The sequence below is a fragment of the Streptomyces fildesensis genome (genome assembly GCF_016107395.1).
GTDB classification, from domain to species: domain Bacteria; phylum Actinomycetota; class Actinomycetes; order Streptomycetales; family Streptomycetaceae; genus Actinacidiphila; species Actinacidiphila fildesensis.
The window spans coordinates 47116-71845 of sequence record NZ_JAAIKO010000013.1; the positions used below are offsets into that span (position 1 = coordinate 47116).

Annotated in this window: 30 protein-coding genes; 21 read left to right on the forward strand and 9 right to left on the reverse strand. The window is 71.3% G+C overall.

The window, feature by feature from the left end; translation table 11 throughout:
- The first annotated feature begins 9 nt into the window (after positions 1-9).
- Complete coding sequence (locus tag C6N31_RS19635) at positions 10-330, forward strand: DUF3099 domain-containing protein (RefSeq protein WP_138354055.1); 321 nt, start codon at positions 10-12, stop codon at positions 328-330.
- A gap of 10 nt (positions 331-340) precedes the next feature.
- Here the strand turns inward: C6N31_RS19635 and C6N31_RS19640 are convergent, their stop codons facing one another.
- Positions 341-703, reverse strand: a complete 363-nt coding sequence (locus C6N31_RS19640; RefSeq protein WP_138354056.1) for a DsrE family protein — start codon at positions 701-703, stop codon at positions 341-343.
- A 210-nt stretch (positions 704-913) separates the two neighbouring features.
- Between C6N31_RS19640 and C6N31_RS19645 the strand changes: the two genes are divergently transcribed.
- The 5 genes from C6N31_RS19645 (at position 914) to ygfZ (ending at position 4852) form a co-directional block, all read left to right on the forward strand.
- Positions 914-1612, forward strand: coding sequence for a hypothetical protein (locus C6N31_RS19645; RefSeq protein ID WP_138354057.1), 699 nt, complete (start codon positions 914-916; stop codon positions 1610-1612).
- Positions 1613-1910: 298 nt separating this feature from the next.
- Positions 1911-2486, forward strand: a complete 576-nt coding sequence (locus C6N31_RS19650; protein ID WP_244809334.1) for a hypothetical protein — start codon at positions 1911-1913, stop codon at positions 2484-2486.
- 310 nt (positions 2487-2796) lie between these two features.
- A complete protein-coding gene (locus C6N31_RS19655) occupies positions 2797-3360 on the forward strand; it encodes a heme-binding beta-barrel domain-containing protein (RefSeq protein WP_138354058.1) in 564 nt (187 codons plus the stop codon).
- A 66-nt stretch (positions 3361-3426) separates the two neighbouring features.
- The gene (locus C6N31_RS19660; RefSeq protein ID WP_138354059.1) at positions 3427-3864 is read left to right on the forward strand and encodes a Fur family transcriptional regulator; all 438 of its coding nucleotides are present in this window, start codon (positions 3427-3429) and stop codon (positions 3862-3864) included.
- A gap of 19 nt (positions 3865-3883) precedes the next feature.
- Entirely contained in the window at positions 3884-4852 is a 969-nt protein-coding gene (gene ygfZ / locus C6N31_RS19665) for a CAF17-like 4Fe-4S cluster assembly/insertion protein YgfZ (protein WP_138354145.1), read from the forward strand.
- A 48-nt stretch (positions 4853-4900) separates the two neighbouring features.
- On the opposite strand, the gene dtd is transcribed toward ygfZ, so the two are convergent.
- Positions 4901-5326 (reverse strand): D-aminoacyl-tRNA deacylase, encoded by a 426-nt coding sequence (gene dtd, locus C6N31_RS19670; protein ID WP_138354060.1) that lies wholly within the window; start codon positions 5324-5326, stop codon positions 4901-4903.
- Between the two features lie 198 nt (positions 5327-5524).
- Between dtd and C6N31_RS19675 the strand changes: the two genes are divergently transcribed.
- From C6N31_RS19675 to C6N31_RS19685, 3 genes are all read left to right on the forward strand, one after another.
- Positions 5525-6157, forward strand: a complete 633-nt coding sequence (locus tag C6N31_RS19675) for an RsiG family protein (RefSeq protein ID WP_381587296.1) — start codon at positions 5525-5527, stop codon at positions 6155-6157.
- Positions 6158-6239: 82 nt separating this feature from the next.
- Positions 6240-7196, forward strand: coding sequence for an asparaginase (locus tag C6N31_RS19680; RefSeq protein WP_187145376.1), 957 nt, complete (start codon positions 6240-6242; stop codon positions 7194-7196).
- A 122-nt stretch (positions 7197-7318) separates the two neighbouring features.
- A complete protein-coding gene (locus C6N31_RS19685; RefSeq protein WP_138354062.1) occupies positions 7319-8563 on the forward strand; it encodes a GNAT family N-acetyltransferase in 1245 nt (414 codons plus the stop codon).
- A gap of 23 nt (positions 8564-8586) precedes the next feature.
- Here C6N31_RS19685 and C6N31_RS19690 read toward each other — a convergent pair whose 3' ends face one another.
- Positions 8587-8745, reverse strand: coding sequence for a hypothetical protein (locus tag C6N31_RS19690; protein ID WP_187144965.1), 159 nt, complete (start codon positions 8743-8745; stop codon positions 8587-8589).
- Between the two features lie 267 nt (positions 8746-9012).
- Between C6N31_RS19690 and C6N31_RS19695 the strand changes: the two genes are divergently transcribed.
- The 3 genes from C6N31_RS19695 (at position 9013) to C6N31_RS19705 (ending at position 11891) form a co-directional block, all read left to right on the forward strand.
- Positions 9013-9888, forward strand: a complete 876-nt coding sequence (locus C6N31_RS19695; RefSeq protein ID WP_187144966.1) for a GntR family transcriptional regulator — start codon at positions 9013-9015, stop codon at positions 9886-9888.
- 65 nt (positions 9889-9953) lie between these two features.
- Positions 9954-10619 carry an HAD family hydrolase gene (locus tag C6N31_RS19700; RefSeq protein ID WP_187144967.1) on the forward strand — a complete coding sequence of 222 codons (666 nt, stop codon included), beginning with the start codon at positions 9954-9956 and terminating at the stop codon, positions 10617-10619.
- A gap of 210 nt (positions 10620-10829) precedes the next feature.
- Entirely contained in the window at positions 10830-11891 is a 1062-nt protein-coding gene (locus C6N31_RS19705; RefSeq protein ID WP_138354065.1) for a phosphotransferase, read from the forward strand.
- Here the strand turns inward: C6N31_RS19705 and C6N31_RS19710 are convergent.
- A complete protein-coding gene (locus C6N31_RS19710; protein ID WP_138354066.1) occupies positions 11851-12273 on the reverse strand; it encodes a GNAT family N-acetyltransferase in 423 nt (140 codons plus the stop codon). The two genes, C6N31_RS19705 and C6N31_RS19710, sit on opposite strands and share 41 nt — an antisense overlap.
- Before the next feature lie 149 nt (positions 12274-12422).
- Between C6N31_RS19710 and C6N31_RS19715 the strand changes: the two genes are divergently transcribed.
- On the forward strand, positions 12423-13337 hold the full coding sequence (locus tag C6N31_RS19715; protein WP_138354067.1) for a dihydrodipicolinate synthase family protein: 915 nt from the start codon (positions 12423-12425) through the stop codon (positions 13335-13337).
- Positions 13334-14368 (forward strand): aspartate-semialdehyde dehydrogenase, encoded by a 1035-nt coding sequence (locus C6N31_RS19720; protein ID WP_138354068.1) that lies wholly within the window; start codon positions 13334-13336, stop codon positions 14366-14368. Before C6N31_RS19715 ends, C6N31_RS19720 begins: the two co-directional genes overlap by 4 nt.
- 102 nt (positions 14369-14470) lie before the next feature.
- Here C6N31_RS19720 and C6N31_RS19725 read toward each other — a convergent pair whose 3' ends face one another.
- Together C6N31_RS19725 and soxR are read right to left on the reverse strand one after the other, a co-directional pair.
- A complete protein-coding gene (locus C6N31_RS19725) occupies positions 14471-15025 on the reverse strand; it encodes a DinB family protein (RefSeq protein WP_138354069.1) in 555 nt (184 codons plus the stop codon).
- 93 nt (positions 15026-15118) lie between these two features.
- Positions 15119-15574, reverse strand: a complete 456-nt coding sequence (soxR, locus tag C6N31_RS19730; protein ID WP_138354070.1) for a redox-sensitive transcriptional activator SoxR — start codon at positions 15572-15574, stop codon at positions 15119-15121.
- 198 nt (positions 15575-15772) lie between these two features.
- Between soxR and C6N31_RS19735 the strand changes: the two genes are divergently transcribed.
- From C6N31_RS19735 to C6N31_RS19755, 5 genes are all read left to right on the forward strand, one after another.
- Entirely contained in the window at positions 15773-16126 is a 354-nt protein-coding gene (locus C6N31_RS19735) for a YciI family protein (RefSeq protein WP_138354071.1), read from the forward strand.
- Positions 16127-16202: 76 nt separating this feature from the next.
- Entirely contained in the window at positions 16203-17504 is a 1302-nt protein-coding gene (locus tag C6N31_RS19740; protein ID WP_138354072.1) for an RNA polymerase sigma factor, read from the forward strand.
- Positions 17505-17598: 94 nt separating this feature from the next.
- Positions 17599-18021 carry a helix-turn-helix domain-containing protein gene (locus tag C6N31_RS19745; RefSeq protein WP_232485410.1) on the forward strand — a complete coding sequence of 141 codons (423 nt, stop codon included), beginning with the start codon at positions 17599-17601 and terminating at the stop codon, positions 18019-18021.
- 76 nt (positions 18022-18097) lie between these two features.
- Entirely contained in the window at positions 18098-18652 is a 555-nt protein-coding gene (locus tag C6N31_RS19750; RefSeq protein ID WP_138354073.1) for a hypothetical protein, read from the forward strand.
- Positions 18653-18803: 151 nt separating this feature from the next.
- Positions 18804-19145 carry a DUF2516 family protein gene (locus C6N31_RS19755; protein ID WP_198357937.1) on the forward strand — a complete coding sequence of 114 codons (342 nt, stop codon included), beginning with the start codon at positions 18804-18806 and terminating at the stop codon, positions 19143-19145.
- 18 nt (positions 19146-19163) lie between these two features.
- Here C6N31_RS19755 and C6N31_RS19760 read toward each other — a convergent pair whose 3' ends face one another.
- The 3 genes from C6N31_RS19760 to C6N31_RS19770 form a co-directional block, all read right to left on the reverse strand.
- Positions 19164-20447, reverse strand: coding sequence for a PP2C family protein-serine/threonine phosphatase (locus C6N31_RS19760; protein WP_138354074.1), 1284 nt, complete (start codon positions 20445-20447; stop codon positions 19164-19166).
- A 198-nt stretch (positions 20448-20645) separates the two neighbouring features.
- Positions 20646-21695 carry a C40 family peptidase gene (locus C6N31_RS19765; protein WP_198357924.1) on the reverse strand — a complete coding sequence of 350 codons (1050 nt, stop codon included), beginning with the start codon at positions 21693-21695 and terminating at the stop codon, positions 20646-20648.
- A gap of 113 nt (positions 21696-21808) precedes the next feature.
- The gene (locus C6N31_RS19770; protein ID WP_138354076.1) at positions 21809-22606 is read right to left on the reverse strand and encodes a class I SAM-dependent methyltransferase; all 798 of its coding nucleotides are present in this window, start codon (positions 22604-22606) and stop codon (positions 21809-21811) included.
- A 156-nt stretch (positions 22607-22762) separates the two neighbouring features.
- Between C6N31_RS19770 and mshA the strand changes: the two genes are divergently transcribed.
- Positions 22763-24133 carry a D-inositol-3-phosphate glycosyltransferase gene (gene mshA, locus C6N31_RS19775; RefSeq protein ID WP_381587288.1) on the forward strand — a complete coding sequence of 457 codons (1371 nt, stop codon included), beginning with the start codon at positions 22763-22765 and terminating at the stop codon, positions 24131-24133.
- Positions 24126-24671, forward strand: a complete 546-nt coding sequence (locus C6N31_RS19780; protein WP_138354077.1) for a type III secretion system chaperone family protein — start codon at positions 24126-24128, stop codon at positions 24669-24671. Before mshA ends, C6N31_RS19780 begins: the two co-directional genes overlap by 8 nt.
- The last annotated feature ends 59 nt before the right edge of the window (positions 24672-24730 follow it).

Genomic DNA, 24730 nt, shown 5'->3' on the forward strand with positions numbered 1-24730 from the left:
CGTGGAGCTATGTACGCGCGCCGGCGTCGCCACTGGTATTTCGCCATGATGGGCAGCTGCATCCTGCTGTTCGTCCTGGCGTGGGCCGTGGTGCGCCTGTGGTCGGTGCCGGCCGCCGTCGCGATGTGCGTGGTCGCGATGGTGATCCCGCCCTTCGCCGCCATCGTGGGAAACCGGCGCGAGCCCGGCGACTTCTGGGACGACCCCGCCGACAGCTGGCTGGAGGACGAACCGGCGGACGACTCCTGGATCAGGGACGAGGAGGCGGCGCGGGCGAGGGCGGCCGGAAAGCGGCCGGACGACGGGGACTTCGACGACAGGGCCCGGTAGACGATCCGGCCTAGTAGACGAGGGCCTGGACGCCGTCGGCCATGACTTCCTGCACGAAGACCTGCGCACCCGCGATCCGTACGCCCTCGATGACGTCCTTCTCCCCGATGTCCCGGCGGGCCGCGCACTGCGTGCACAGCGTGATGCCGCCGCCGGCGAGGATCCCGTCGATCAGGTCCGGCAGTGGTGCGGCGTGCGGGAGTTCGAACTCCGCGGCGCGGCCCGGGAGCGCGAACCACGCGGACTCACCGGTGAGCCACAGCGAGACCTCCACACCGCTGGCCACCGCGACCGCCGCCACCGTGAACGCCTGCGAGCAGCGCTCGGGCGCGTCCGCGCCCGCTGTCACCTTGATCACGAGCTTCTTCGCCATGGGCTCAGGCTAGCGGCTCTCCCACCAGCACCGTTGGCCCCACCTGTGTCCCATGTCACGGCAAAAGGATGGGGGCGCCGACGTGTCGGCTGGACATAATGCGATTCCACTCACACTGCGACACGCGTGCGAGTGCGAGTGCGAGTGCTGAGTTTGTGCCCGGGGGGGCTTCCTGTGGAACCTGTACGCCGTCGAGGCGCTGTCATCGCGGTGTCCGCCGGGATCGGAATGCTCGCGCTGGCCGGCGTGACCGCCGGAGTCGTGGTGGCGCTGGGCTCCTCGTCCGGCCATGCCGACGAGGCCGCTCCGTCGTCCCCGGCGCCCACCGTTTCGGTGACGGGCTCCCCGAGCGTCGATCCGTCCGCGTCGGCCACGCCCTTCCCCTCCGGCACGTCCACCGTCAAGGGCCAGGTCAGCCAGGGCACGCACACCGGTGACCTGCGCTTCTTCCTGCTGGCGCCGCCGAAGGACGCCGAGGTCTACGGCGACGAGGCGGGCAGCCCGCTCTCCGCGGCCGACCTCGCGAGCGGTACGAAGGACGAAGCGGCCATGAAGAGCGCGCTGGACCGCTACGGCTTCAGGTCCGGCGCCTACCGCACGTACCTGACCGCGGGCGGCGGCGCCGAGGTGACCGTCAAGCTCAGCCGCTTCGCGGACGCCGCTTCGGCCGCCGCGTACTACGAAGCCCACTACTACGAGGGCGACAAGCTGCCCCTGGCCGGCGGCTATCCGGCCCGCGCCTACCACCTGAAGTCCGGCTCCGAGGAGAGCACGGACTCCCTGCTGGCCATCTCGTACCAGGGCGATGTGCACATCACCATCACCGTGACCGGCGGCAAGGCCGCCGACCCGAAGCTGCTCCAGAACCTGCTGGACGCGGAGTACCAGCGCCTCAAGACCGGCCGCTGAGCTCGTCCTTCTTCCTTTCTTCCCTTTTCTCGCACCCCCCATGTGGAGATCACCATGCCCGAGGACACCCCTGCGCCCGAGCCCGCCCCGGAGCCACCACCGGAACCACAGGCGAGCCGGAGCGCAAGCCGCGTCGCCGTGGCCGCACCGCGCTGCTGATCGCCGTCGCGGCCGTCCTCGGCGTCCTCGCGGGCGCCGGCACCCCCGGGGGTGCCGGCTGACCGACCAGTAGATCGCGACGCAGCCGGACCCGTGGGCCGCCCCCGTGCTGCCCGTCGAACCGAAGAAGCCGCGCCGTGTGCTCCGTGCGGTGCTGCGCTGGACGTCGGCGGTGCTGGTCTTCGGAGCGCTCGGTGGCGGCGTCGCGTACGGAGTCACCCAGCCCGAGCGCACCAGGATCCCGGGTCTGAGGACGCCGGACGACGGACGCTGGGTCTATCAGCCGCTCGCCCTGCCCAAGCTGCCCGCGGGCAAGCCGGCCGCCCTGGACGACACGCTCAACCCCGGCGGCCGCCACTACGCGGACCCGCGGTCGCTCCTGCTGCCCGCCCCGGAGGGTGCCAGGCTCGACCCGGCGTTCCCCGGCGCCAAGGGCTGGCTGCCCACCGACCGCTACCGCAACGAACTGAGCTACACCCGGCTGGACGGCGCGCCGACGGTCGACGAGGAACGGGACCTGGGCACCAACGGCGCCGAGACCGGCGCCGTGGTGTACCAGTACGTGGAGTCCGGACCCAGCGAGGAGGCCCAGCTGCGCTACGCGTACATCTCCGCGGGCGACACCATCGGCCTCGTCGTCCTGTCCCACAAGGGCACGGTCCCCGTGGTGCCGTTCCGGCAGACGATCACGCTCCAGGCCCAGCTCCTCGGCTGAAGCGGCTGAAGCGGCTGAAGCCGCTCCCGTACCGGCCCACGGAGCGGCCATCCGGGCCCGTCCCGGCCCGCCACGGCCACGGGGACGCACCTCACAGCGCCGTCCCCGTGGCCGCCGACTAGACTCGTCCCCGGTCCATTACCGCTTGCCTGCCCGAGGAGCACACTCGTGCGTATTGAGTACATCTTCGACGCCTTGCTCGTCCTGGTCTGCCTCGGCGTCGCCGCGTTCTCCGTCTTCGCGGTGGCGAAGCTGTACCAGGGCCAGCGCTGACCTCGGCCGCACGGACAACGGAACAGGGCACCACACCATGATCGAGATCCCGTCCGACCTTCACCCGGACCTCGTCCCGCTCGTCTTCCTCCTCGGCAGGTGGGAGGGCGCGGGCGTGTACGACTTCCCCGGGGCCGAGAAGTGCAACTTCGGGCAGGAGGTGACGTTCAGCCACGACGGCCGCTCCTTCCTGGAGTACACCTCCCACACCTGGGTGCTGGACGCCGAGGGCAAGAAGCTGCGCCCGCTGGAGAGCGAGAGCGGCTTCTGGCGGATCGACAAGGACCGCAAGGTCGATGTCACCGTCACCCGTGACGAGGGCGTCATCGAGATCTGGACCGGCGAGCTGGCCGACCAGAAGCCGCAGATCGACATCGTCACGGACGCTGTCGCGCGGCTGCCCGAGGCCCCGGAGTACTCCGGCGGCAAGCGGCTCTACGGCTACGTCAACAGCGACCTGATGTGGGTCGGCGAGAAGGCCACCCCGGCCGTGACGCTGCGCCCGTACATGTCCGCGCACCTGAAGAAGGTCGTCGACCCGCGGGAGTGGGCGAAGGACCTCAAGGACCTCCCCGACGACGGGATCGCCTTCTTCAAGTAGGACCCCCGCCGAAGCCCCGCTTCGGCCCTCGCGGCAGCCGGGATCCACAGCCCTACACTGGGGGCTGTGGTGACCACCGACTGGAAGAGCGATCTGCGGCAGCGCGGCTACCGGCTGACCCCGCAGCGGCAGCTTGTCCTGGAGGCCGTGGACGCTCTGGAGCACGCGACTCCGGACGAGCTGCTCACCGAGGTGCGTAAGACCGCCTCCGGGATCAACATCTCCACCGTCTACCGGACGCTGGAGCTGCTGGAGGAGCTGGGCCTGGTCAGTCACGCCCACCTCGGACACGGCGCCCCGACGTACCACCTCGCGGACCGGCACCACCACATGCACCTGGTGTGCCGGGACTGCGGCTCCGTCACCGAGGCCGAGGTGACGCTCGCCGCGCCGCTCACCGAGGGACTGCGCGAGGCGTTCGGCTTCGAGACGGACATGAAGCACTTCGCGATCTTCGGCCGCTGCGCCGCCTGCACCGCGAAGGCTTCCGCCGCCGAGTCGTAGGCTTATCGCCATGACCGTCATGTCGAAGAGTCCTTTGCTGTCGCTTCCCGGTGCCGTCCCCGCAGAGGGGCCGGACGAGGGTGTCGCCGGGCACTACGGCGATCTGTTCCGTGAACAGCGGGCGCTCGCCGACGGGACGGGCTTCGTGGACCTGTCGCACCGCGGTGTCCTCACCGTCAGTGGCGAGGACCGTCTCGCCTGGCTGCACCTGCTGATCACCCAGCACGTCGAGCAGCTTCCCGCCCACCACGCCACCGAGGCGCTGGTCCTCACCGCGCACGGGCACATCGAGCACGCGCTCTACCTCGTGGACGACGGCACGACGACCTGGATCCACGTGGAGCCCGGCACGCAGGGCGCCCTGCTCGCCTACCTGGAGAGCATGAAGTTCTTCTACAAGGTCGAGGCGGCCGACGCGTCGGAGCAGTACGCGGTCGTCTATCTGCCCGCGGGCGCCATCACGGCCGTCCCGGAGGGCTGGGCCGTCCGGGAGACCTCGTACGGCCGGGACGTCTTCGTGCCGCGCGCCGAGCTGGAGTCCTTCGCGGCCGGCGCGGGCCGGCCGATCGGGTCGCTGTCGCTGGAGGCGCTGCGGATCGAGGCGCACCGGCCGCGGCTGGGCCTGGAGACCGACCACCGCACCATTCCGCACGAGCTGGGCTGGCTGGAGACCGCCGTCCACCTGCAGAAGGGCTGCTACCGGGGCCAGGAGACGGTCGCCCGGGTGCACAACCTGGGCAAGCCCCCGCGCCGTCTGGTCTTCCTGCACCTGGACGGCAGCGAGGTGAAGCTCCCGCCGCACGGCTCCCCGGTCCGGATCGCCTCCGAGGGCGAGGAGAGCCGGCAGATCGGCTTCGTCACGTCCTCCGCCCGGCACTGGGAGCTGGGCCCGATCGCGCTGGCCCTGGTGAAGCGCAACACGGCGGCGGACGCGACGCTGCTGGCCGACACGACGGTCGCGTCGCAGGAGATCGTCGTAGCGCCGTAGTCCCCTGCGATGACCGCCGCGATGACGCCGCGGTGACCGCCGCGGCGATCAGATGTCGATGACCAGGGTGAACGGGCCGTCGTTCGTCAGCGAGACCTTCATGTCCGCGCCGAACCGGCCCGTTTCCACGTCCGCGCCCAGCGCGCGCAGCTGCTTCACCACCTCGTCGACGAGCGGCTCGGCGATCTCGCCGGGCGCGGCGGCGTTCCAGGTGGGGCGGCGCCCCTTACGGGCGTCACCGTAAAGCGTGAACTGGCTGATGACGAGCAGCGGGCCGCCGATGTCCGAGCAGGACTTCTCGTCCGGCAGGATGCGCAGGCTCCACAACTTGCGGGCCAGCTGCGCCGCCTTCTCCGGGGTGTCGTCGTGCGTCACCCCCACCAGAACGCACAATCCCGGCCCGGTGATCGACCCGACCGTCTCTCCGCCGACCACGACACTCGCTTCACTGACCCGTTGGGCAACCGCTCGCATACGGGCATTGTCCCGTGCATGTGCCAACACCACTCGCACGGGTGAGGGGGCGCACGCGACCGCAGGTCGTACGCCCGGTTGGACGCCAAGCACGCCCGCCGTCGGGGCCGTTCGGGTGCAGAGTCGCTGCGGGGTGTCCGCAGGCAGTGGGACCATCGGAACCTGGGCGGCTCCGGCCGCGACGAGGGGACGACAGGCATGACCACACCCGGCGCTGGAGAGACATCCGGTACCACCGCACCGATCGCACCGACCGCGCCCATCGAGAAGGGCCATCACATGCTGAAGGCCGACGCACTGGGGCCGCGGCCCCCGGGTCCGCGCAGCCCGCTCGCCGCGGACGTCCCGGAGCCCGAGATGGGGGCGCTGGGCCTCGGCGCCCTGCGCACCCTGCGACGCGACGCGCAGCAGGAGGAGGCGGATCTGTCGTATGTGCGCCGACTGCTGCACGGCCGGATCGACATCCTGCGGGCGGAGCTGGGGCGCCGCACGGCGCCGGACGCTCCGCTGCTGGACCGGCTGCCGGAGATCCTGACCGACGCGCCGTCCCTGCACCGCTCCTCCGCCCGGCACGTGACGCTGGGCACGCCGCTCACCGAGCGGGTCCGGCGGCTGGCCGAGGAGATGCTCTCCGAGGTCGAACTGTCGGACCTCGACGCCCGGACGGACCAGGACCTGCACGAGGGAATGGGGCGCCTCGTCCGCCATGAGCAGCAGGTCTCCCGGCGCCGGCAGACCCTCCAGCGGACGGTCGACGGCTGCAGCGCGGAGATCACCCGCCGATACCGTGACGGGGAAGCAAGCGTGGACGACCTGCTCGCCGAGGGCTGACGGCGATGACGACCGGTCAACCGCAGCGGCAGGCCAGGACCCGGGTCAGGACCCGGGCCGGGGCGCGAACCGGGGCGCGGGCTTGAGCGCGGTGGAGCGTCCCCATCCGGTGCTGGCGGAAGTCGTCCGGTCGGGCTTCGTGGAGGGGCTGCACCGCGGCTCGCTGGTCGTGCTGGACGCGGACGGCCGCGTCGGGCCGACGCTCGGCGACGTGACGTCGCCGGTCTTCCCCCGGTCGTGCAACAAGCCGATGCAGGCGGCGGCGATGCTGCGGGCCGGGGTCGGTCTGGACGGCGAACTGCTGGCGCTCGCCGCGGCCAGCCACTCGGGCGAGCCGTTCCATGTGGAGGGCGTACGGAAGATCCTGGCGGGCGCGGGCCTGACGGAGTCGGCGCTGCGCAATCCCCCGGACCTGCCGCTGGACGTCGAGGCGGCGGAACAGTGGCTGCGGGACGGCGGCGGCCGCGAGCGGATCCTCATGAACTGTTCCGGCAAGCACGCCGCGATGCTCGCCGCCTGTGTGGTCAACGGCTGGCCCCTGGAGACGTATCCGGACCCCGGCCACCCCTTGCAACGCCTGGTGCTGGACGTGTTGGGCGACCTGAGCGGCGAACCGGTCGAGCGGGTGGGCGTCGACGGCTGTGGGGCGCCGGTCGCGGCGCTGAGCCTCACCGGGCTGGCGCGGGCGTTCGCCCGCTGCGTCGGCGCACCGGAGGGCACCCCCGAGCGGAAGGTCGCCGACGCGATGCGGGCCCACCCCGAGTACGTCGCGGGCACCCGGCGGGCGGACACCTGGCTGATGCGGGAAGTCCCGGGCGTACTCGCCAAGGTGGGCGCGGAGTCGGTCCAGGCGGTGGCGCTGCCGGACGGCCGGGCGCTGGCGTTCAAGGTCGACGACGGGAGCAGACGGGCGCTCGGGCCGGTGCTGGCAAGGGCGTTGGAGCTGCTGGGAGTGGATTCGCCGGTGCTCGCCCGGATCGCCGACTCGCCGCTGCTGGGCGGCGGGGAACGGGTCGGCGAGGTGCGCGCGGTCTTCTGAGGCCCGGCGGGCCAACGACGGGACGGCCGCGTCGCGCCCGGCGCACCGGTGGTCACGTCAATCGCCCCTCCTCCGCGGAAAATCCGGATGCGCGTCACCCCGCCTCCGCATACGTTCGAGAGATGAGCCCCGACCTCCGCACCCTCGCCGCATCGGATCTGCCGGAATGGCTGCGCGCGCTGAACAACGCGTTCCTGATGCCGCCGACCGTCACCCCGGAGGAGGTCACCGCCCGCAGGCCGGGGATCGACCTGGAACGCACCCAGGGCGTGTTCGACGAGGGCCGCTGCGTGGCCACCTTCCGCAGCATGCCGCGTGAGCTCACCGCGCCGGGCGGCGAGTTGCTCGCCGCCAGTGCCGTCACCAACGTCTCGGTCACCGCGACGCACCGCAGACGCGGCCTGCTGACCCGCATGATGTCCCGCGACCTGACGGACGCCAAGGAGCGCGGCGAGGCGGTGGCGATCCTGATCGCCGCCGAGTACCCGATCTACGGCCGCTACGGCTTCGGCCCGGCGACGTGGATCAACGAGTGGGACGTCGACGTCCCCCGGTCCGGTCTCGACCGCCGCTGGGCGGGGCCCGCCGAGGGCAGGGTCGACCTGATGACGCCCGCCGAGATCCGCAAGATCGGCCCCGAACTCCATGAGCGGGTCCGGCGGCTGACGCCCGGGGCGATCGACCGCACCGACCGGTGGTGGGACATGGACACCGGCCTGCTGACGTTCCCGTCCATGCCCTGGAAGGAACCCTTCTACGCGGTGTACCGGGACGCCTCCGGCCAGGTCGACGGCCTGGCCACGTACTCGATCACGGACCACCGGTGGTCGAACAAGTTCCCCAGGGTGACGCTGGAGACGGGCAAGCTGATCGCGGCCTCCCCGGCCGCCGAGCTCGCGCTGTGGCGTTATCTGTTCTCCGTCGACTGGGTCACCGAGCTGAAGTCCGGCTATCGCGCCCCCGACGACATCATGCCCCTGCTGCTCGGCGACCCGCGCTCCGCCAAGGTCGAGACGAACGCCGACTTCATGTGGCTCCGGGTCCTCGACACCCCGCGCGCCCTGGAGGCCCGCACCTACACCGGCGCCGGTTCCCTCGTCCTGGACCTGCACGACGCCGCGGACCTGGCCGGCGGCCGCTTCCGCCTGGAGACGGACGCCGACGGCAGGGCCACCTGCACCCCGACCCGTGACGACGCCGATCTCTCCTTCGACATCGCCGAGCTGGGAACGCTGTACCTGGGCGACGAGTCCGTCCTGCGGCTGACCGCCCTGGGCCGCGTCACCGAGGAACGCCCCGGTGCGGCAACCCGCGCGGACACCCTCTTCCGCACCCCCCGCCGCCCCTGGACCCCGGACGGCTTCTGACCGCCGGGCCCCGCGGGGGCGGCCTACTGCGCCATCAGGATCGCGATCCCGGTGAGCGCGATGCAGGTGTAGGTGGTGCCCCGGTCCTTGCGGTCAAGGGCGATCAGTCCGAAGACGACAGCCCAGGCGGCGCCGTACCTCCACTGGACGAACTGCTCGAAAGCGAATCCGAGAACGGGCATGGCAGGTCCCTCCTTCGTGGCGCTGAGCGGTGGCAGAAGGCGGGTGGTGGCGGTATGTCCCGTACGCCGTTGGACGGTTGATGACGCTGACCCCCGTTGCGTCAACTTCGACAACTCATCTGCAAGTCGGAAGTCGACTGAGCTACTACTTCGTGTTTTCCCCAGTTGACTGAGATCCACAAACTCGAGTCAGTCAACTCCCATAAGTTGATGGAGAGTTGTAGCCTGGAATGCATGAGTCCGACAAGCTCGGGGCATGATGGCGCGGTGCCGCCCTTTCGGCGCATCGCGAATGAACTACGTGCCGAGATGGACAGCGGGGTGCTGGCCGCCGGCGATCAGATCCCGACCCAGGACGCCCTGAGCAGGCGGTTCAAGGTGTCCCGGGCCACCGTTCAACGGGCCCTGGACGAGCTCCGCAAGGGCGACTACATCGACTCCCAGCGCGGCCGGGGGTCGTACGTCCTGCGCGGTGGGACCTCGTCCCGGCCGGACCACGAGGGGCGGTCGCATTCGGGGCCCGGTCCGGCGGGGGTCGAGCTGGCCGAGCATCTCGAAGCCGCGTTCCGCGAGCCCCGGGTCACCCTGGACTCCTTCTCGCTCACCGCGGAGACGCTGAACTCGGCGTTGCAGGGCCCGATCCGGAGCATCCAGGCAGCTGAGATCGACCCTCCGCAGTCCGTGGCGGTGCGGCTGCTGCTGCCGGAGCCGGGCGCCCAGCTGGCCGTTCCGCGGCTCGTCGGCGACCCGGGGGACGGGCGCCCGCTGGAGCGGCTGCGGCGGCTGGCGCAGAGCCACGCAACCGGCCTGCAGAGCTCCGTCGGCCGGCTGAAGGACCTGGGCCTGGTGACCGAGGTGTCCGTCGAGATCAGATCCGTGAAGGTCAGCCCGGTGAACAAGCTCTACCTGCTCAACGGGACGGAAGCGCTCTTCGGCTACTACAAGGTTGTCGAGCGCACCGTGTCCTACCGCGGGGAGGACATGGAGATCTATGACTTCCTGGGGCTCGGGGCCACCCTCTTCCACTACTCCGCGGCCGGGGCGGGACCCGACCCGTACAGCGCCGAATACGTGAGGCGGTCGCAGGATTGGTTCGATTCCATCTGGTCAACCATTGCCGAGCCGTTGAGACTCTTCGAGTGACCTTCCGCCCGTCCTCCGCCGTTGGCCGGCGGGCCCGTCGAGAACTCATAGCCGCCGCTGGATGTGTGCTGTTCGATTTCGACGGTCCGCTGGCCAGCCTCTTCGGCAACCACAAGGCGCACGAGGTGGCCCGCGTCCTGCGGCGCAGTATCGACAGCTGGGGGCTGGCACCACCGTTGAGCGACCCGGACAACCCGCTCCAGGTGCTGCGGGACACGGCGCGGGCCTACGAGGGCACTCCTTCGGCCCATCGGGTCGCCGAACTGGACCGGCTCCTCACCACGGAGGAGATCCGGGCCGCCGGCTCCGCCGTGCCGACCGAACACGCGCACGAACTGGTCGTGTGGCTTGTCGGACACGGCAAGAAGGTCGCGGTGACGACCAACAACTCCGCCGCCGCGGCTAATCTGTATCTGAGGCGCATGGGGCTGGCCGAGTTCTTCGGCGCTCATGTGCACGGGCGGCTCGGAGACACCCTCCTGATGAAGCCCGATCCGTCCTGCCTTAAAGAGGCGATGCGGACTACGGGTGCACGGGCTCGCGACTGCCTGATGATCGGCGACTCCGCCGACGACTGCAGCGCGGCTCAAGGAGCCGGTGTCACCTTCCTTGGCTATGCGAACGACGCCAGGAAGCAGCGGGAGCTGGAGGACGCCGGAGCCAGGCACATCACCGACGCGCTCGTGCACCTCTTCGAAGAGCGTCGGCAAGAAGAGCGCCGGCAACCGTAACCGTGGTTCGTTAAGTGCGTACGGGGTCCGTTAAGGGTGACGTGGGACGGTGCTCGGCCACTACTGTCGACGCCACACACGCCGCGTGGGGCGGACGGTTCTCATCAGTATTTCTCATGAGCAGTTCTCCGACACCGTCAGACACAGCCTAGGAATCCGGTGACCACGACGACAGTGGCGAGGCTCCGTCCCCCAGCGGGAACGGACCGGGTGGAGGGCCCCTTTCCGGGCTACCACAATGTGACCTACGCGGTCAGCCCGGACGCCGTGTCCCGGCCCGGCCTGCAGTTCCACCGGCTGAAGCTGCGTGAACCGAGGCCCGGGGTCTTCTGGTTCGACCTGCGGCTGTTCCCCTCGGAGGACCAGCTGATCTCCGCGCTCCAGGGCTGCATCCCGCATATCCCGCCGGTCGCCGTCATCGACGACCACATGTCCACCACGGTCTTCATCGAGGGCCGGACACTGGGCAGTCTGCGGAGCGCGAGCGGCGGCAGAACGGTGGCTGCGGGATTCCTCGACCAGATCGAGGAGCTGTTCCAGCACCTCGTGGCGTGCGACACCGCCCGGCTTCCGAAGGAACGGCTCCGCCTCTGCACCTGTGACGACCTGCCCCGTGCGGAGAGCTCCACCGGATTCCTGCGCCGGGTCGTGCACTTCACCCTCGAACACGTCTACGCGCCCCACCGCGAGAGGTTCTCCGGCCTGCTGGCCGACCTCGACGTGCGCGAGGACGCGCTGAGCGCCTTCGAGGGCCGTCTGCCGGAACTGACCCCGCGCTCGTTCCGTCTGCTCCACGGCGACCTGCACTGCGAGAATTTCATCGTGGACAGCGCCGACGCGCTGTGGACCATCGACTGGGAACTCGCCCTGATCGGCGATCCGCTGTACGACCTCGCCACGCATCTGCACCTCATGCGCTATCCGAGTGCGCAGCGGCGCGAGATGATCGCGCGCTGGCTGCGGGCGGTGGGGGAGGAGGCCGGGCGGGGGGCCGGTGAGGATCTGCCGCACTACCTGGCCTACAAGCGCGTCCAATCCGTCATCACGGACGTCATCCGTGGGGCGACAGGTCTGGACGCCGCACTCGACTACGCGCAGCTGGGGCAGGTGGCCGCCGTCGTCGTGCGCGCGCTGCGGGACGCGCAGGAGCCACTGGGCCTGGACAAGGTCCCCTCCCGGGTGGCCGTGGAGGCCGCCTTCGAGGCGTGGCACAGCCGGCACGCCTCGCCCGTCACTGCAGGCCGAGGGCCATCCACTTGGCCGGGTCGGTGAGCGGTTCGAAGCCGATCTTCGCGTAGACGCCGTGGGCGTCGGCGGTGGCGAGGAGGATGCGGCGCAGGCCGGAGGGGGCGAGGTGGTCGCGGACGGCGGTCACCAGGGCGACGCCGAGGCCTTTGCCGCGGGTGGCCGGGTCGACGTAGACGTCGCAGAGCCAGGCGAAGGTGGTGTGGTCGGTGACGACACGGGCGTAGGCGAGCTGGGCGCCGGAGACGGTGTCGTAGAGGCCGAAGTTGAGTGAGTTCGCGATGGCGCTGTCCTGCTTCTCGCGGCTCCGGCCCAGCGCCCAGTAGGCGTCGGTGGAGAGCCAGTGGTGGATGCGGGCGGCATCCAGCCGGGCGGGGTCCGTCGAGATCTCATAGGTGTCGTCGTCCATGGCGGCGAGGCTGCCAGGCGGGGGCGGTGGCGTCGACCCGATATCCGCGTCATCCGGGTCGGTGCCGCACATCGGTGCAGCGTTGCTTACCTATGCAGCGGAGAACTATTAACTGGACCTTTACTGTCGTTGTGCGTCACGCTCGACGGATGGACCTAGACCGGCCGCTCGGCGGCATCCACGTGCCCTTGATCACGCCCTTCGACGCCGACGGGACGGTGGCCGCCGCCGCGCTGGAAGGTCTCGCGCACAGCGCCCTCGACGGGGGCGCGGCCGGACTCGTCGCGCTCGGCACCACGGCCGAGGCCGCGACGCTCGACGCGGAGGAGCGCGGCACGGTCACCGCGATCGTCGGCAGGGTGTGCCGGGAGCGAGGGGCCTGGCTGACGGTTGGCGCCGGATCGAACGACACCCGGCGCTCCGGCGCGGAGCTGCGCGCGCTCGCGGGCACCGAGGCGGCGGCCGCGCTCGTTCCTGTGCCGTACTTCACCCGGCCCTCCGAGGCCGGGGTGGTCGCGCACGTCGAGGCGTTGGCGGCGGACAGCCCGGTGCCGTTGATCATCTACAACATTCCGTACCGCACCGGGCAGACGCTCGGCATCGAGGCGCTGCTGCGGCTGGCCGCGATCCCCGGCGTCGTCGGGGTGAAGCACGCGGTCGGCGGGATCGACCAGGACACGGTGGCGCTGCTCGGCGCCGAGCTGCCCGGCTTCGCCGTCCTCGCGGGCGACGACGTCTTCGCCCCCGCGCTGCTCGCCCTCGGCGCGGCCGGTGCCGTGCTCGCCTCCGCGCATCTGCTGACCGAGCGCTGGGTGGAGCTGGCCAGGACCGGCGACCGGGCGCTGGGGCACCGGCTGGCGGCCCTCGCGGCGGCGGTGTTCGCCGAGCCGAATCCCACCGTCATCAAGGCCGTGCTGCACGCCCACGGCCGCATCCCGGGACCCGGCGTACGGCTGCCGCTGCTGCCGGCCGGCGGCCCATCGCTTGAGACGGCTCTCCGGGCATGGGACGCGGCGGGGGATACTCGGGTCCGTACGCACGCATTGATCGGAGAGGCGTCATGAGGATCGGAATCGTCGGAGCGACCGGCCAGGTGGGCGGAGTCATGCGCAAGGTGCTCGCCGAGCGCGCCTTCCCGGTGAAGGAGCTGAGGCTGTTCGCCTCGGCCCGTTCGGCCGGGAGCACACTGCCATGGCAGGACGGCGAGATCGTCATCGAGGACGCCGCCACGGCCGACTACTCCGGGCTGGACATCGTCCTGTTCTCGGCGGGCGGCGCCGCTTCGCGGGCGCTGGCGCCGAAGGTCGCCGCGGCCGGTGCGGTCGTCATCGACAACTCCTCCGCCTGGCGGCTGGACCCCGAGGTGCCGCTGGTCGTGTCCGAGGTCAACCCGCACGCGATCGCGGACCGCCCCAAGGGCATCATCGCCAACCCGAACTGCACGACGATGGCCGTCATGCCGGTCCTGCGCCCGCTGCACGACGAGGCCGGCCTGACCGCGCTGATCGCCACCACCTACCAGGCCGTCTCCGGCTCCGGGGTGGCCGGCGTCGCCGAGCTCGACGGCCAGATCTGCAAGATCGCCGACCAGGCCGCCGCGCTCGCCTTCGGCGGCGAGAACGTCGAGCTGCCGGAGCCGGGCGTCTACGCCCGCCCGATCGCGTTCAACGTGCTGCCGCTGGCCGGCTCGATCGTCGACGACGGCAGTTTCGAGACCGACGAGGAGCAGAAGCTCCGCAACGAGAGCCGCAAGATCCTGGAGATCCCGGAGCTGAAGGTCTCGGGCACCTGTGTGCGCGTGCCGGTCTTCACCGGGCACTCGCTGCAGGTCAACGTGCGCTTCGAGCGGCCGATCAGCGTCGAGCGCGCCTACGAGCTGCTGGCCGCCGCCCCCGGCGTCGAGCGCTCCGAGATCCCCACCCCGCTGCAGGCGGCCGGCCAGGACCCGACCTTCGTCGGCCGGATCCGCCGGGACGAGACCGTGGAGAACGGCCTCGCCCTCTTCTGCTCCAGCGACAACCTCCGCAAGGGCGCGGCCCTCAACGCCGTCCAGGTCGCGGAGCTGGTCGCGGCGGAACTGACCGCCGCGCGCTGAGCCCGGCGCGGAAGGGTCCCTGAGCCCGGCACGGAAGGGTCCCCGAGCCCCACCGCGCACCCGAAGCGTCACCGCGCCGACGCCCGTACGTGCTGACCGCCGTCAGAACGCCTTGCCGGTCTCCTCGGCGATCAGCACGTACGACGTCTTCCCGTCCAGCGACTCGCGGATGATGTCCGCGTGTCCGGCGTGCCGGGCCGCCTCCTCGATGAGGTGCAGCAGCACCCAGCGGGCGTTGACCCGCATCCCGGCCGGGAACCACGGCGCCTCCGGCAGCGGGACGCTGCCCTCCAGGTCCGGCAGGCTGAGGATGGTCTCCTCGGTCTGCCGCGCCACGGCCTCGTACTCCTCCAGCACCCCGGCCACGGTCTCCTCGCCGACCAGTTGGAAGTCCTCGTGCCAGTTCGACTCGTCGCGCTTGCGGGCGGGCGGCCGCCCCATCAGCGTGGTCTGGACCCAGTTGTCCTCGCAGCCCAGCGCGTGCTTGATCAACCCGCTCAGCGACAGCTCGCTCGCGCTCGGCCGGGACGCGGCCTGCTCGTCGGTCAGGCCGAGGACGGCCCGGCGCAGGGCGCCGCGCTGTGCCTCCAGGAAGGCCAGCAGGGCGTCCCGCTCGCTCTGCTCGCCGGTCTTTCCCGTGTGCACCAGTGTCGGCATGACGGCCACCTCTCGCTCGGTCTCGATACCTCGACTCTAGAGATCCATGCGGTCAGATTCTGTCCGCATCCGCACATGGGCAGCGGGAAGGTGTCAGGCGCCGAGCAGCCGGCGCGGCCCCGGCCCCTGCTCGCCGAGCGCGTCGTGCGGATTGGCCAGATGGCACTTGTCGATCGACAGACAGCCGCAGCCGATGCAGTCGGTGAGATGGTCCCGCAGTTGCTCCAGCTGGGCGATGCGGCTGTTGAGGTCGTCGCGCCAGCACTCCGAGACGTTCGCCCAGTCCGCGCGGTTCGGCGTCCGTCCCTCCGGCAGCAGACCGAGGACCTCGCGGATCCGCGCCAGCGGGATGCCGACCCGCTGCGAGACCCGGATGAACGCGACCCGGCGCAGCGTGTCGCGGCTGTAGCGGCGCTGGTTCCCCGAGGTGCGCCGGCTGCGGATGAGCCCCTCGCGCTCGTAGAAGCGCAGCGCGGACGGGGGGACGCCGCTGCGGTCGGACAGTTCACCGACAGTGGCTTCCTTGGCGTTCCAGGGGAGTTGGGTCATGGCCGCCACAGTAGCGCCGGATATGAACCAACGTTGAGGTATTGGCCCGCGGACCCCTGTCGGGAGGAGTCCGCGGACCCCTCCCGACAGCACCCGGAAAAAACTTTCGCGGACGTGTCGATCCGGACGTCTCCCGTTCGACGCATCAGTAGGAGCAGGGTTCGCACGACGGAAAACGTACGAGAAGGAGCCACCGCGATGCGCTACATGATGATGCTGAGGATCGAAGAGAACACCGACATGGTCCCCAGCGAGCAGCTGATGGAGGACATGGGCAAGCTCATCGAGGAGATGACGAAGGCCGGGGTGCTCCTCGACACCGGCGGTCTGCGGCCGACCGCGGAGGGCACCCGCATCAAGCTCTCCGGCGGCAAGCTGACCGTGATCGACGGGCCCTTCACCGAGGCGAAGGAAGTCATCGGCGGTTACGCGATGATCGAGACGAAGAGCAAGGAGGAGGCGCTGGAATGGGCCTCGCGCTTCCTGCGGATCCACGGTGACGGCTGGGAGATCGTGTCGGAGATCCGGCAGATCGAGGGGCCGAACGACTGACCGCCTCCGGCGGCCCGCCGCACTCCTCCCGCGGAAGGTTGCCGTCGCGCTGACGAGGGTGCTCTGATGGGTCGCCATGACGGAACCCAGCGCCCACCCCGACGCCCACCGCGCGATCGAGGCGGTGTGGAGGATCGAGTCGGCGCGGCTCATCGCCGGTCTCGTACGGCTGGTGCGCGACATCGGCCTCGCCGAGGAGCTGGCGCAGGACGCCCTCGTCGCGGCGCTGGAGCAGTGGCCCGGGTCGGGCGTCCCGGACAACCCGGGCGCCTGGCTCATGGCCACCGCGAAGCACCGCGCGATCGACCTCCTGCGCCGCAAGGAACGGCTCGCCCGCAGGATCGACGTGCTCGGGCACGAGCTGGAGACCGCGGGGCACGGCGCGCCGGCCGACGTCGAGGCCGTTCTCGACGGTGACATCGAGGACGATCTGCTGCGGCTGGTCTTCACCGCCTGCCATCCGGTGCTCTCCACCGAGGCGCGCGTCGCCCTCACGCTGCGGCTGCTGGGCGGGCTGAGGACCGAGGAGATCGCGCGCGCGTTCCTCGTCCCGGAGTCGACGGTCGCCCAGCGGATCGTACGGGCCAAGAAGACGCTCGCCGAGGCCCGCGTCCCCTACGAGGTGCCGGCCGGGCCGGAGCTGGCCGACCGGCTGTCGTCCGTCCTCGAGGTCATCTACCTGGTGTTCAACGAGGGGTACGCGGCGACCGCCGGCGACGACCTGATGCGTCCCGCGCTCTGCGCGGAGGCGCTGCGGCTGGGCCGCGTGCTGGCCGGGCTCATGCCGAAGGAGCCCGAGGTGCACGGCCTCGTCGCGCTGATGGAGATCCAGACCTCACGGTCGGCGGCCAGGACGGGACCGGAGGGCGAGCCGGTCCTGCTGCTCGACCAGGACCGTTCGCGCTGGGACCTGCTGCTCATCCGCCGCGGGTTCGCCGCGCTGGAGCGGGCCGCAGTGCTCGGGGGCCCGCCCGGCCCGTACGCGCTGCAGGCGGCGATCGCCGCCAGCCACGCCCGCGCCCGCACCCCGGAGGAGACCGACTGGCGGGCGATCGCCGGGCTCTACGAACAGCTCGCCGCGCGCGCCCCGTCGCCCGTCGTGGAGCTGAACCGCGCGGTCGCCCTCGCCATGGCGTACGGGCCCGCCACCGGGCTGGAGCTCGTCGACACGCTGACCTCCGAGCCGTCCCTGGCCGGCTACCACCTGCTGCCGACCGTCCGCGGCGATCTCCTCGCCCGGCTCGGCCGCTACGAGGAGGCGGGGCAGGAGTTCACCCGTGCCGCCGCCCTCACCCGCAACGCCCGCGAGCGCACCCTGCTGGAACAGCGGGTGGCGGACTGCGCACGCCGCAGGGCCGGAACCGCCCCGACGGGGTGAGGCGTTAGGCCGTGACGGCTCTCACACGGCGCAATCGAGCCTTTTGCAAGCGATGTGCTTGCAATAGTTAGCAACGATGGTGCAGCATCGGGACATGGCTTCACTGAACGTCGGCAACGTCGGCGAGTACCTGCGGGAGCAGCGGCGCAGCGCGCAGCTGTCGCTGCGGCAGCTCGCGGACGCCGCCGGGGTCTCGAACCCCTACCTCAGCCAGATCGAGCGCGGGCTGCGCAAGCCCAGCGCCGAGATCCTGCAGCAGCTCGCCAAGGCGCTGCGGATCTCCGCGGAGACCCTGTACGTCCAGGCCGGAATGCTCGAGGAGCGCGACCGGGACGAGCTGGAGGTCCACGCGGCGATCCTGGCCGATCCGACGATCAACGAACGGCAGAAGCAGGTACTGATCCAGATCTACGAGTCGTTCCGCAAGGAGAACGCCGTGGTGGAGGAGCCGGTGCCCGCGGACCCGCTGCCGGCGGACCCGTTCCCGGCGGACCCGGTGCAGCCGAAGACCGCTTGACCGGCGCGCATGGCAGCGCGCCCAGCAGACCGTACGCATGACCACGCGCCGACAACCCCCGTCCGGGAGGACCCTCATGGCGATCACCGATGACATTGTGAAGACGCTCAAGGACCCGACTCCGCTCTACGCGGTGGCCGGTACCGCCGACCTCGCCGCCGAGAAGCTGCAGCGGGTGCCCGCGCTGATCGAGAAGATCCGCGCCGAGGCCCCCGAGCGGTTCGAGAAGATCCGCAACACCGACACGAAGGTGTTCCAGGACCGCGTCACCGCGCAGGCCAAGGAAGCCCAGACGAAGGTGACCGAGGCCTTCGGCTCCGTCGAGCTGGACCTGAAGAAGATCGGCGAGTCCGTCCAGGACTTCGCGCTCCAGGGCGTCGGCCGGGCCGCCGAGGCCGCCGTGAAGGTCCAGGAGACCTACGGCACGCTGGCCGAGCGCGGCAAGGGCGCCGTGGCGACCTGGCGCGGCGAGGTGGCCGACGAGATCGAGGAGATCGCCGTAGCGGTCGAGCCCGACCCGCGGCCGGCCGCCCAGCCCGTCGCGGCCGAGGCTTCGGTGCCCGCGCCGGCGAAGAAGCCCGTCGCGAAGAAGGCCCCCGCCAAGAAGCCGGCGGCCAAGCCGGCCGAGTAGTGGACGCTTCTCAGCAGGACGCCTCTCAGCGGGACGGGCCGGGCACGCAGCGCGTGCCCGGCCCGTTGTCCCTGCAGGACCGGTACGGTGGCGGCGACGGTTTCCCGGGCGTACGGACGAGCTCGGCCATACGGACAAGGCGGTGGACGGCGTGCTGATCACGGGGTTCTTCGGGGTTCTGGCCCTGTTGTCATGGGGGCTGTTCCTCTTCGCGCTGTTCGCGTTCATCGATTCCGCGATCCGCCGCGAGGACACCTACCGCGCGGCGGACAAGAAGACCAAGCCGTTCTGGCTGATCGTTCTCGGGCTCGCCGCCGTGGTGATGAAGTTCTTCTCGATCTTCTCGTTCCTGCCGGTCATCGGCCTGATCGCGGTGATCGTCTACATGGTCGACGTCCGCCCGGCCCTGAAGCAGGTCTCCGGCGGCGGCCGCGGCGGCCGGCGCGGTGGCGGCAGCAGCAGTGACGGCCCCTACGGACCGTTCAGCCGCTGAAACCCGCGGGGACCGCGTTCAGCCGCTGGACCGCTGGATCTGGGCCGGCAGGCCGAGGATCCGGGCCGGGGCGACGCGGTCGAGCAGCACGACGGCCACATCGTCCGTCAGCTCCCCGCCGTTCAGCTCACGTGCCTCGGTGACGGCCGCGTCCAGCAGGTCCTCGCCGCGCAGTCCGCCGGCCAGCTGACGGGTGATCATCCCGACCATCCCGTCCTGGCCGAGCCGCTGTGTGCCCTGGCCGATCCGGCCCTCGATCAGCCCGTCGGTGTAGAGCATCAGGCTCCAGGACGCGCCCAGTTCGACCTCGATCCGGCTCCACGCGGCCTGCGGCAGCAGCCCGAGCGCCGGGCCGCCCGCCTCGTACGGCAGCAGTCGCGGCACCCCGTCGGCGCCGGTCAGCAGCGGGGCCGGGTGCCCGGCCAGATACAGATCGGCGCGCCCGCCGTCCGGTGCGATGTCCAGCGTGCAGAGCGTCGCGAAGATCTCGTCGTCGGCGCGCTCGTTCTCCAGCACCTTCTGCAGGGTGCTCAGCAGCAGGTCGCCACTGAGCCCGGCGAACGTCAACGCCCGCCAGGCGATCCGCAGTTCGACACCGAGCGCGGCCGCGTCCGGGCCGTGCCCGCAGACATCGCCGATCATCGCGTGCACGGTGCCGTCCGATGTGCGCACCGTGTCGTAGAAGTCGCCGCCGAGCAGCGCGCGGCTGCGGCCCGGCCGGTACCTGGCCGCGAAGCGCAGATCCGCGCCCTCCAGCAGGGGGGTGGGGAGCAGTCCGCGTTCCAGCCGGGAGTTCTCCTGGGCGAGCAGCCGGGTCTCGGTGAGCTGGCGCTGCGCGAGGTCGGCGCGCTTGCGCTCGACGGCGTAGCGGATCGCCCGGGTCAGATGGGAGCCGTCGAGCTCGTCGCGGGAGAGATGGTCCTGCGCGCCGATCCGTACCGCCTCACCGGGCTCGCCCACTTCACCCGCATCCTCCCCGGTCAGCACGAGGACGGCCGTGGTGGGCGCGAGGCGCAGCAGCCGGCGCAGGCTCTCCAGCCCGTCGCCGTCGAGGACCAGCAGGACGCAGTGCACGTCGTCGGTGAGCAGCCGCTCGGCCTCGGTGAGATTGCGGGCCCGGCGGATGCGTACCCGGGTCCCGCCGCCGTCGAACAGCTCGGGCGCGGTGAAGGTGCCCGCCGGATCGTCACCGATGACCAGCAGCGTCAGCGCCGGCACGGAGGCGTCCTGGCGCTGCCGGGGTACGGGCAGCACGGCGAAGCCGTCCGCCTCACCGGCGCGCGGTACCTCTGTTGCGGTCATCGGACTGATCCTTCCCTCCCCCCGAGGGTCATTGACAGGCGACCATAGCGGCAGCGCGCGGTGTGGCGGGAGGCCACGAGGTAAACCGCCTGTGTCATATGCAGCGGTCAGGAGGGGATTTCAGCTCCGATACGACGATCCGGGCATGACAAACGTCACCCGGCCTCCGTACTTCATTCACAACATGTGCAACATCGGTCACCCGGGACGGACCACACCCAGGATCCGCATGGAGCCCGCCCCCGCCATGGTGACGTTCCTGCCGGGCCGCGGGGCGTGCACGATCGCGCCGTCCCCGACGTAGATCCCCACATGGCTGGCGTCGTCGAAGTAGATGATCAGGTCCCCGGGACGCATCAGGTCGACCGGCACGTGCGGCAGCAGCCGCCACTGCTCCTGCGACGTCCGCGGAATGTTCCGGCCCGCCGCCGCCCACGCCTGCTGCGTCAGCCCGGAGCAGTCGTACGAGGACGGCCCGTCCGCGCCCCACTCGTACGGCCTGCCGATCTGCGCCGCCGCGAACGCCACCGCACGCCTGCCCTGCGCGCTCGCGTCGCCCGCCGCCTTGGGCAGTTGTGCCAGCTTCTTCGCCGCGTCGCTCCGCGTCCACGCCAACTGCGCCTGGTACGCGGTCTCGTCCTCCAGCCGCCGCAGCCGCAGGCGCTCCTGCTCCTTCAACGAGGCCAGCAGCGCCTTCGCCTGCGCGAGCCGTGACTCGACCTGGGCCTTGGCGGCCGCGGACTTCTTCCGGGTCTCGACCAGGGCCTCCCATTCGGCGGTGGCCGCGTGCGCGTAGCCGTCCAGCGCCGCTTTGGTGGACTTGAGGTCGCTGATGGTGGTGTTCGCGGCCCGCGCGCCGCGTTCCGCCAGGCCCGCGTCGTCCAGGAACGTGTCGGGGTCGGAGGACAGCGCGAGCTGTATCCCGTCCGGCATCCCACCGCTGCGGTACTGCGCCCGCGCCATCGCGCCCACCTGGTCGTTCAGCGTGCCGAGCCGCGTCTGGGCGTTGTCCAGCGAGATGGCGAGCGCGACCAGGTTCTTCTGCTGGACGAGCACCTTCTCCTCGGCCGCGTTGAACGACTCCGTGGCCGCTTCCGCCTGACGGTAGAGGGTGTTCACCTCGGCCTGCACCTGGGCGAGCGTCCTGGGCCGGTCGGCGTGCGCCGCCCCGGGCACCGCCAGCGTCGCTGCCGCGCAGAGCAGGGCCGTACACACGACGGTCGCGCCGCGCGATGGTTTCGCCACCATCGTCACCACCTCGTATCTGACGGGTCGTCAGGATCGTCACATGGGTGGGGATGGTGCCACGAGGTGCCGCAATGCGACAGGGGCAGAAGGGAATTGGCGGCGGGTCGCGCTCGTCAGACCTGCGCTCCGCGCGGCGCCAGCGCCTCCCAGCGCACCGTGACCTCGCCCTGCCGCCAGCGGTCCGCGCGATCCGTGACGGGCCAGCCGCTCTCCGCCAGGAGGCGCACACTGCGGATCCAGCGCTGCCGCGCGCCGAGTGACGCGAACGGCGCCGCCGTCGCCCACGCCCGGTCGAACTCCGTCAGGAACGCGTGCACCGGCTCGCCCGGGACGTTCCGGTGGATCAGCGCCTTCGGCAGCCGCTCCGCCAGATCGGACGGCCGGTCCAGCGATCCCAGTCGGGTCGCGAACGTCACCGTGCGCGGCCCCTCAGGCCCGATCGCCACCCACACATGCCGGCGGCCGATCTCGTCGCAGGTGCCCTCGACGAGCAGCCCGCCGGGCGCCAGCCGGGCGCGCAGCCGGTCCCAGACGGCCGGCACCCCGGCCTCGTCGTACTGCCGCAGCACGTTCGCCGCCCGGATCAGGGCCGGCCGTCGCCGGTCCGGAAGAGGCACTTCGAACCCGCCGTGCGCGAACGTCAGCCCGTCCCGCCGGTACGGCTCCGCCGCGGCGACCCGGGCGGGGTCGATCTCCAGCCCGACCACTTCGGCATCGGGCCGGACGGTACGCAGCCGCCCCAGCAGCTCGACCGCCGTCCACGGCGCCGCCCCGTACCCGAGGTCCACCGCCACCGGATCGGCCGCCCGCCGCAGCTCGGCCCCGAGCGCGCACGCGATCCACCGGTCCATCCGGCGCAGCCGGTTCGGATTCGTGGTGCCACGGGTGATGGTGCCGACGGGTCTCGCCATGGTTCGACTGTAGGTGCTGGCACCACGGGCGCAGGCGCGGGTGCATCGGCCCCGGCCCCCGCACCCCACGGAAAAAGTTCGGCAAAGCGGAAATGGGAACGGTCGGTTCCGGCGTTCCACGGTTGAACGGACCCGTCCGGCCGAATGGAGAGCGGCGTGACCCAGCACATGGCACGGCTCGGTGCCCTGCGCGGCTACGCGCAATCGCGCGGTCACGCGCAGTCGCGCCGACTGCGCTGGCCCGCCCACGGCCGCAACGCTCCACGCCGCGTGGCGATGCTCAGCGTGCACACCTCGCCCCTCGACCAGCCCGGCACCGGCGACGCCGGCGGGATGAACGTCTACATCGTGGAGCTCGCGAAGCGCCTCGCCGAGATCAACATCGAGGTCGAGATCTTCACCCGCGCCACTACCGGCGCCCTCCCGCCCACCGTGGAGCTCGCTCCCGGCGTCCTCGTCCGGCACATCGACGCCGGCCCCTACGAGGGACTGGCCAAGGAGGAGCTGCCCGCCCAGCTCTGCGCCTTCACTCACGGGGTGATGCAGGCCGAGGCCGGCCACCGCCCCGGACACTACGACCTCGTGCACTCGCACTACTGGCTGTCCGGCCATGTCGGCTGGCTCGCGGCCGAGCGCTGGGGCGTCCCCCTCGTACACGCCATGCACACCATGGCGAAGGTCAAGAACGCCGCGCTCGCCGAGGGCGACACCCCCGAGCCGGCCGCCCGCGTCATCGGCGAGACCCAGATCGTGGAGGCCGCCGACCGGCTGATCGCGAACACCGACGAAGAGGCGGACGAACTGGTCCGGCACTACGGCGCGCAGCCCGCCAAGGTGGCCGTCGTCCATCCGGGGGTGAACCTGGACCGGTTCCGCCCGGCCGACGGCCGCGCCGCCGCCCGGGGCCGCCTCGGTCTGCCGCAGGACGCCGTGATCCCGCTGTTCGCGGGCCGCATCCAGCCGCTCAAGGCCCCTGACGTGCTGCTCCGCGCCGTCGCGGTCCTCCTGGACGAGGACCCGTCGCTGCGCGAGCGGCTGGTCGTCCCGGTGGTCGGCGGTCCCAGCGGCAGCGGCCTCAGCAAGCCGGAGCGGCTGCACAAGCTGGCCGCGCGGCTCGGCGTGAGCGACGTCGTACGGTTCCAGCCGCCGGTCGACCAGCAGCGGCTCGCGGACTGGTACCGGGCCGCGACCGTGCTGGTGATGCCCTCGTACAGCGAGTCCTTCGGGCTGGTCGCCATAGAGGCGCAGGCCTGCGGCACACCGGTGATCGCCGCGGCCGTCGGCGGGCTGTCGGTGGCGGTCAGGGACGGCGAGACCGGTTTCCTGGTCCCCGGCCACGACCCGGCCGACTACGCGCGGGCGCTGCGCCGCTTCATCGACCAGCCGCACCTCGGCGAGCAGCTGGGGGAGGCCGCCGCCCGGCACGCCCGGGCGTTCGGCTGGGGGAGGGCGGCGGCGTCGACCGCCGACGTCTACACCGACGCGATGCAGGAACACCGCCGTCACCTACGATCGGCTCATGGCTGAGCAGGGGCAGACAGCACGAGCGGGACAGGCCGAGCAGGCCGCCCGCGACACCGTCGAGCAGGCGCTCAAGGAGGCCGGGCTGGAGTGGGAGAGCCCGCAGCCCGGCACCTTCGTCGCCAAGATCCCCGGCACGCGCAAGCTGTCCACCACCTGCTCGCTGATCGTCGGCAAGCACACGCTCTCCCTCAACGCGTTCGTCGTCCGGCACCCCGACGAGAACCAGGAAGCGGTCTACCGCTGGCTGCTGGAGCGCAACCTCCGGCTGTACGGGGTGAGTTACGCGATCGACCGGCTCGGCGACGTCTATCTCACCGGCCGGATCCCGCTCGCCGCCGTGACCGCCGACGAGGTCGACCGGCTGCTCGGCGCGGTCCTGGAGAACGCGGACGGCTCGTTCAACACGCTTCTCGAACTCGGATTCGCGGCCTCGATCCGCAAGGAGTACGCCTGGCGCGTGTCGCGCGGTGAGTCGACGCGCAACCTGGACGCGTTCACGCATCTGACCGGCGCGGACAAGCCGGCGGCGACCGACGACTGACCGCACAGCGGCGAACAAGCTGCAGCTCCACCACCTAATACGGTCCGACCCCTTCCCGC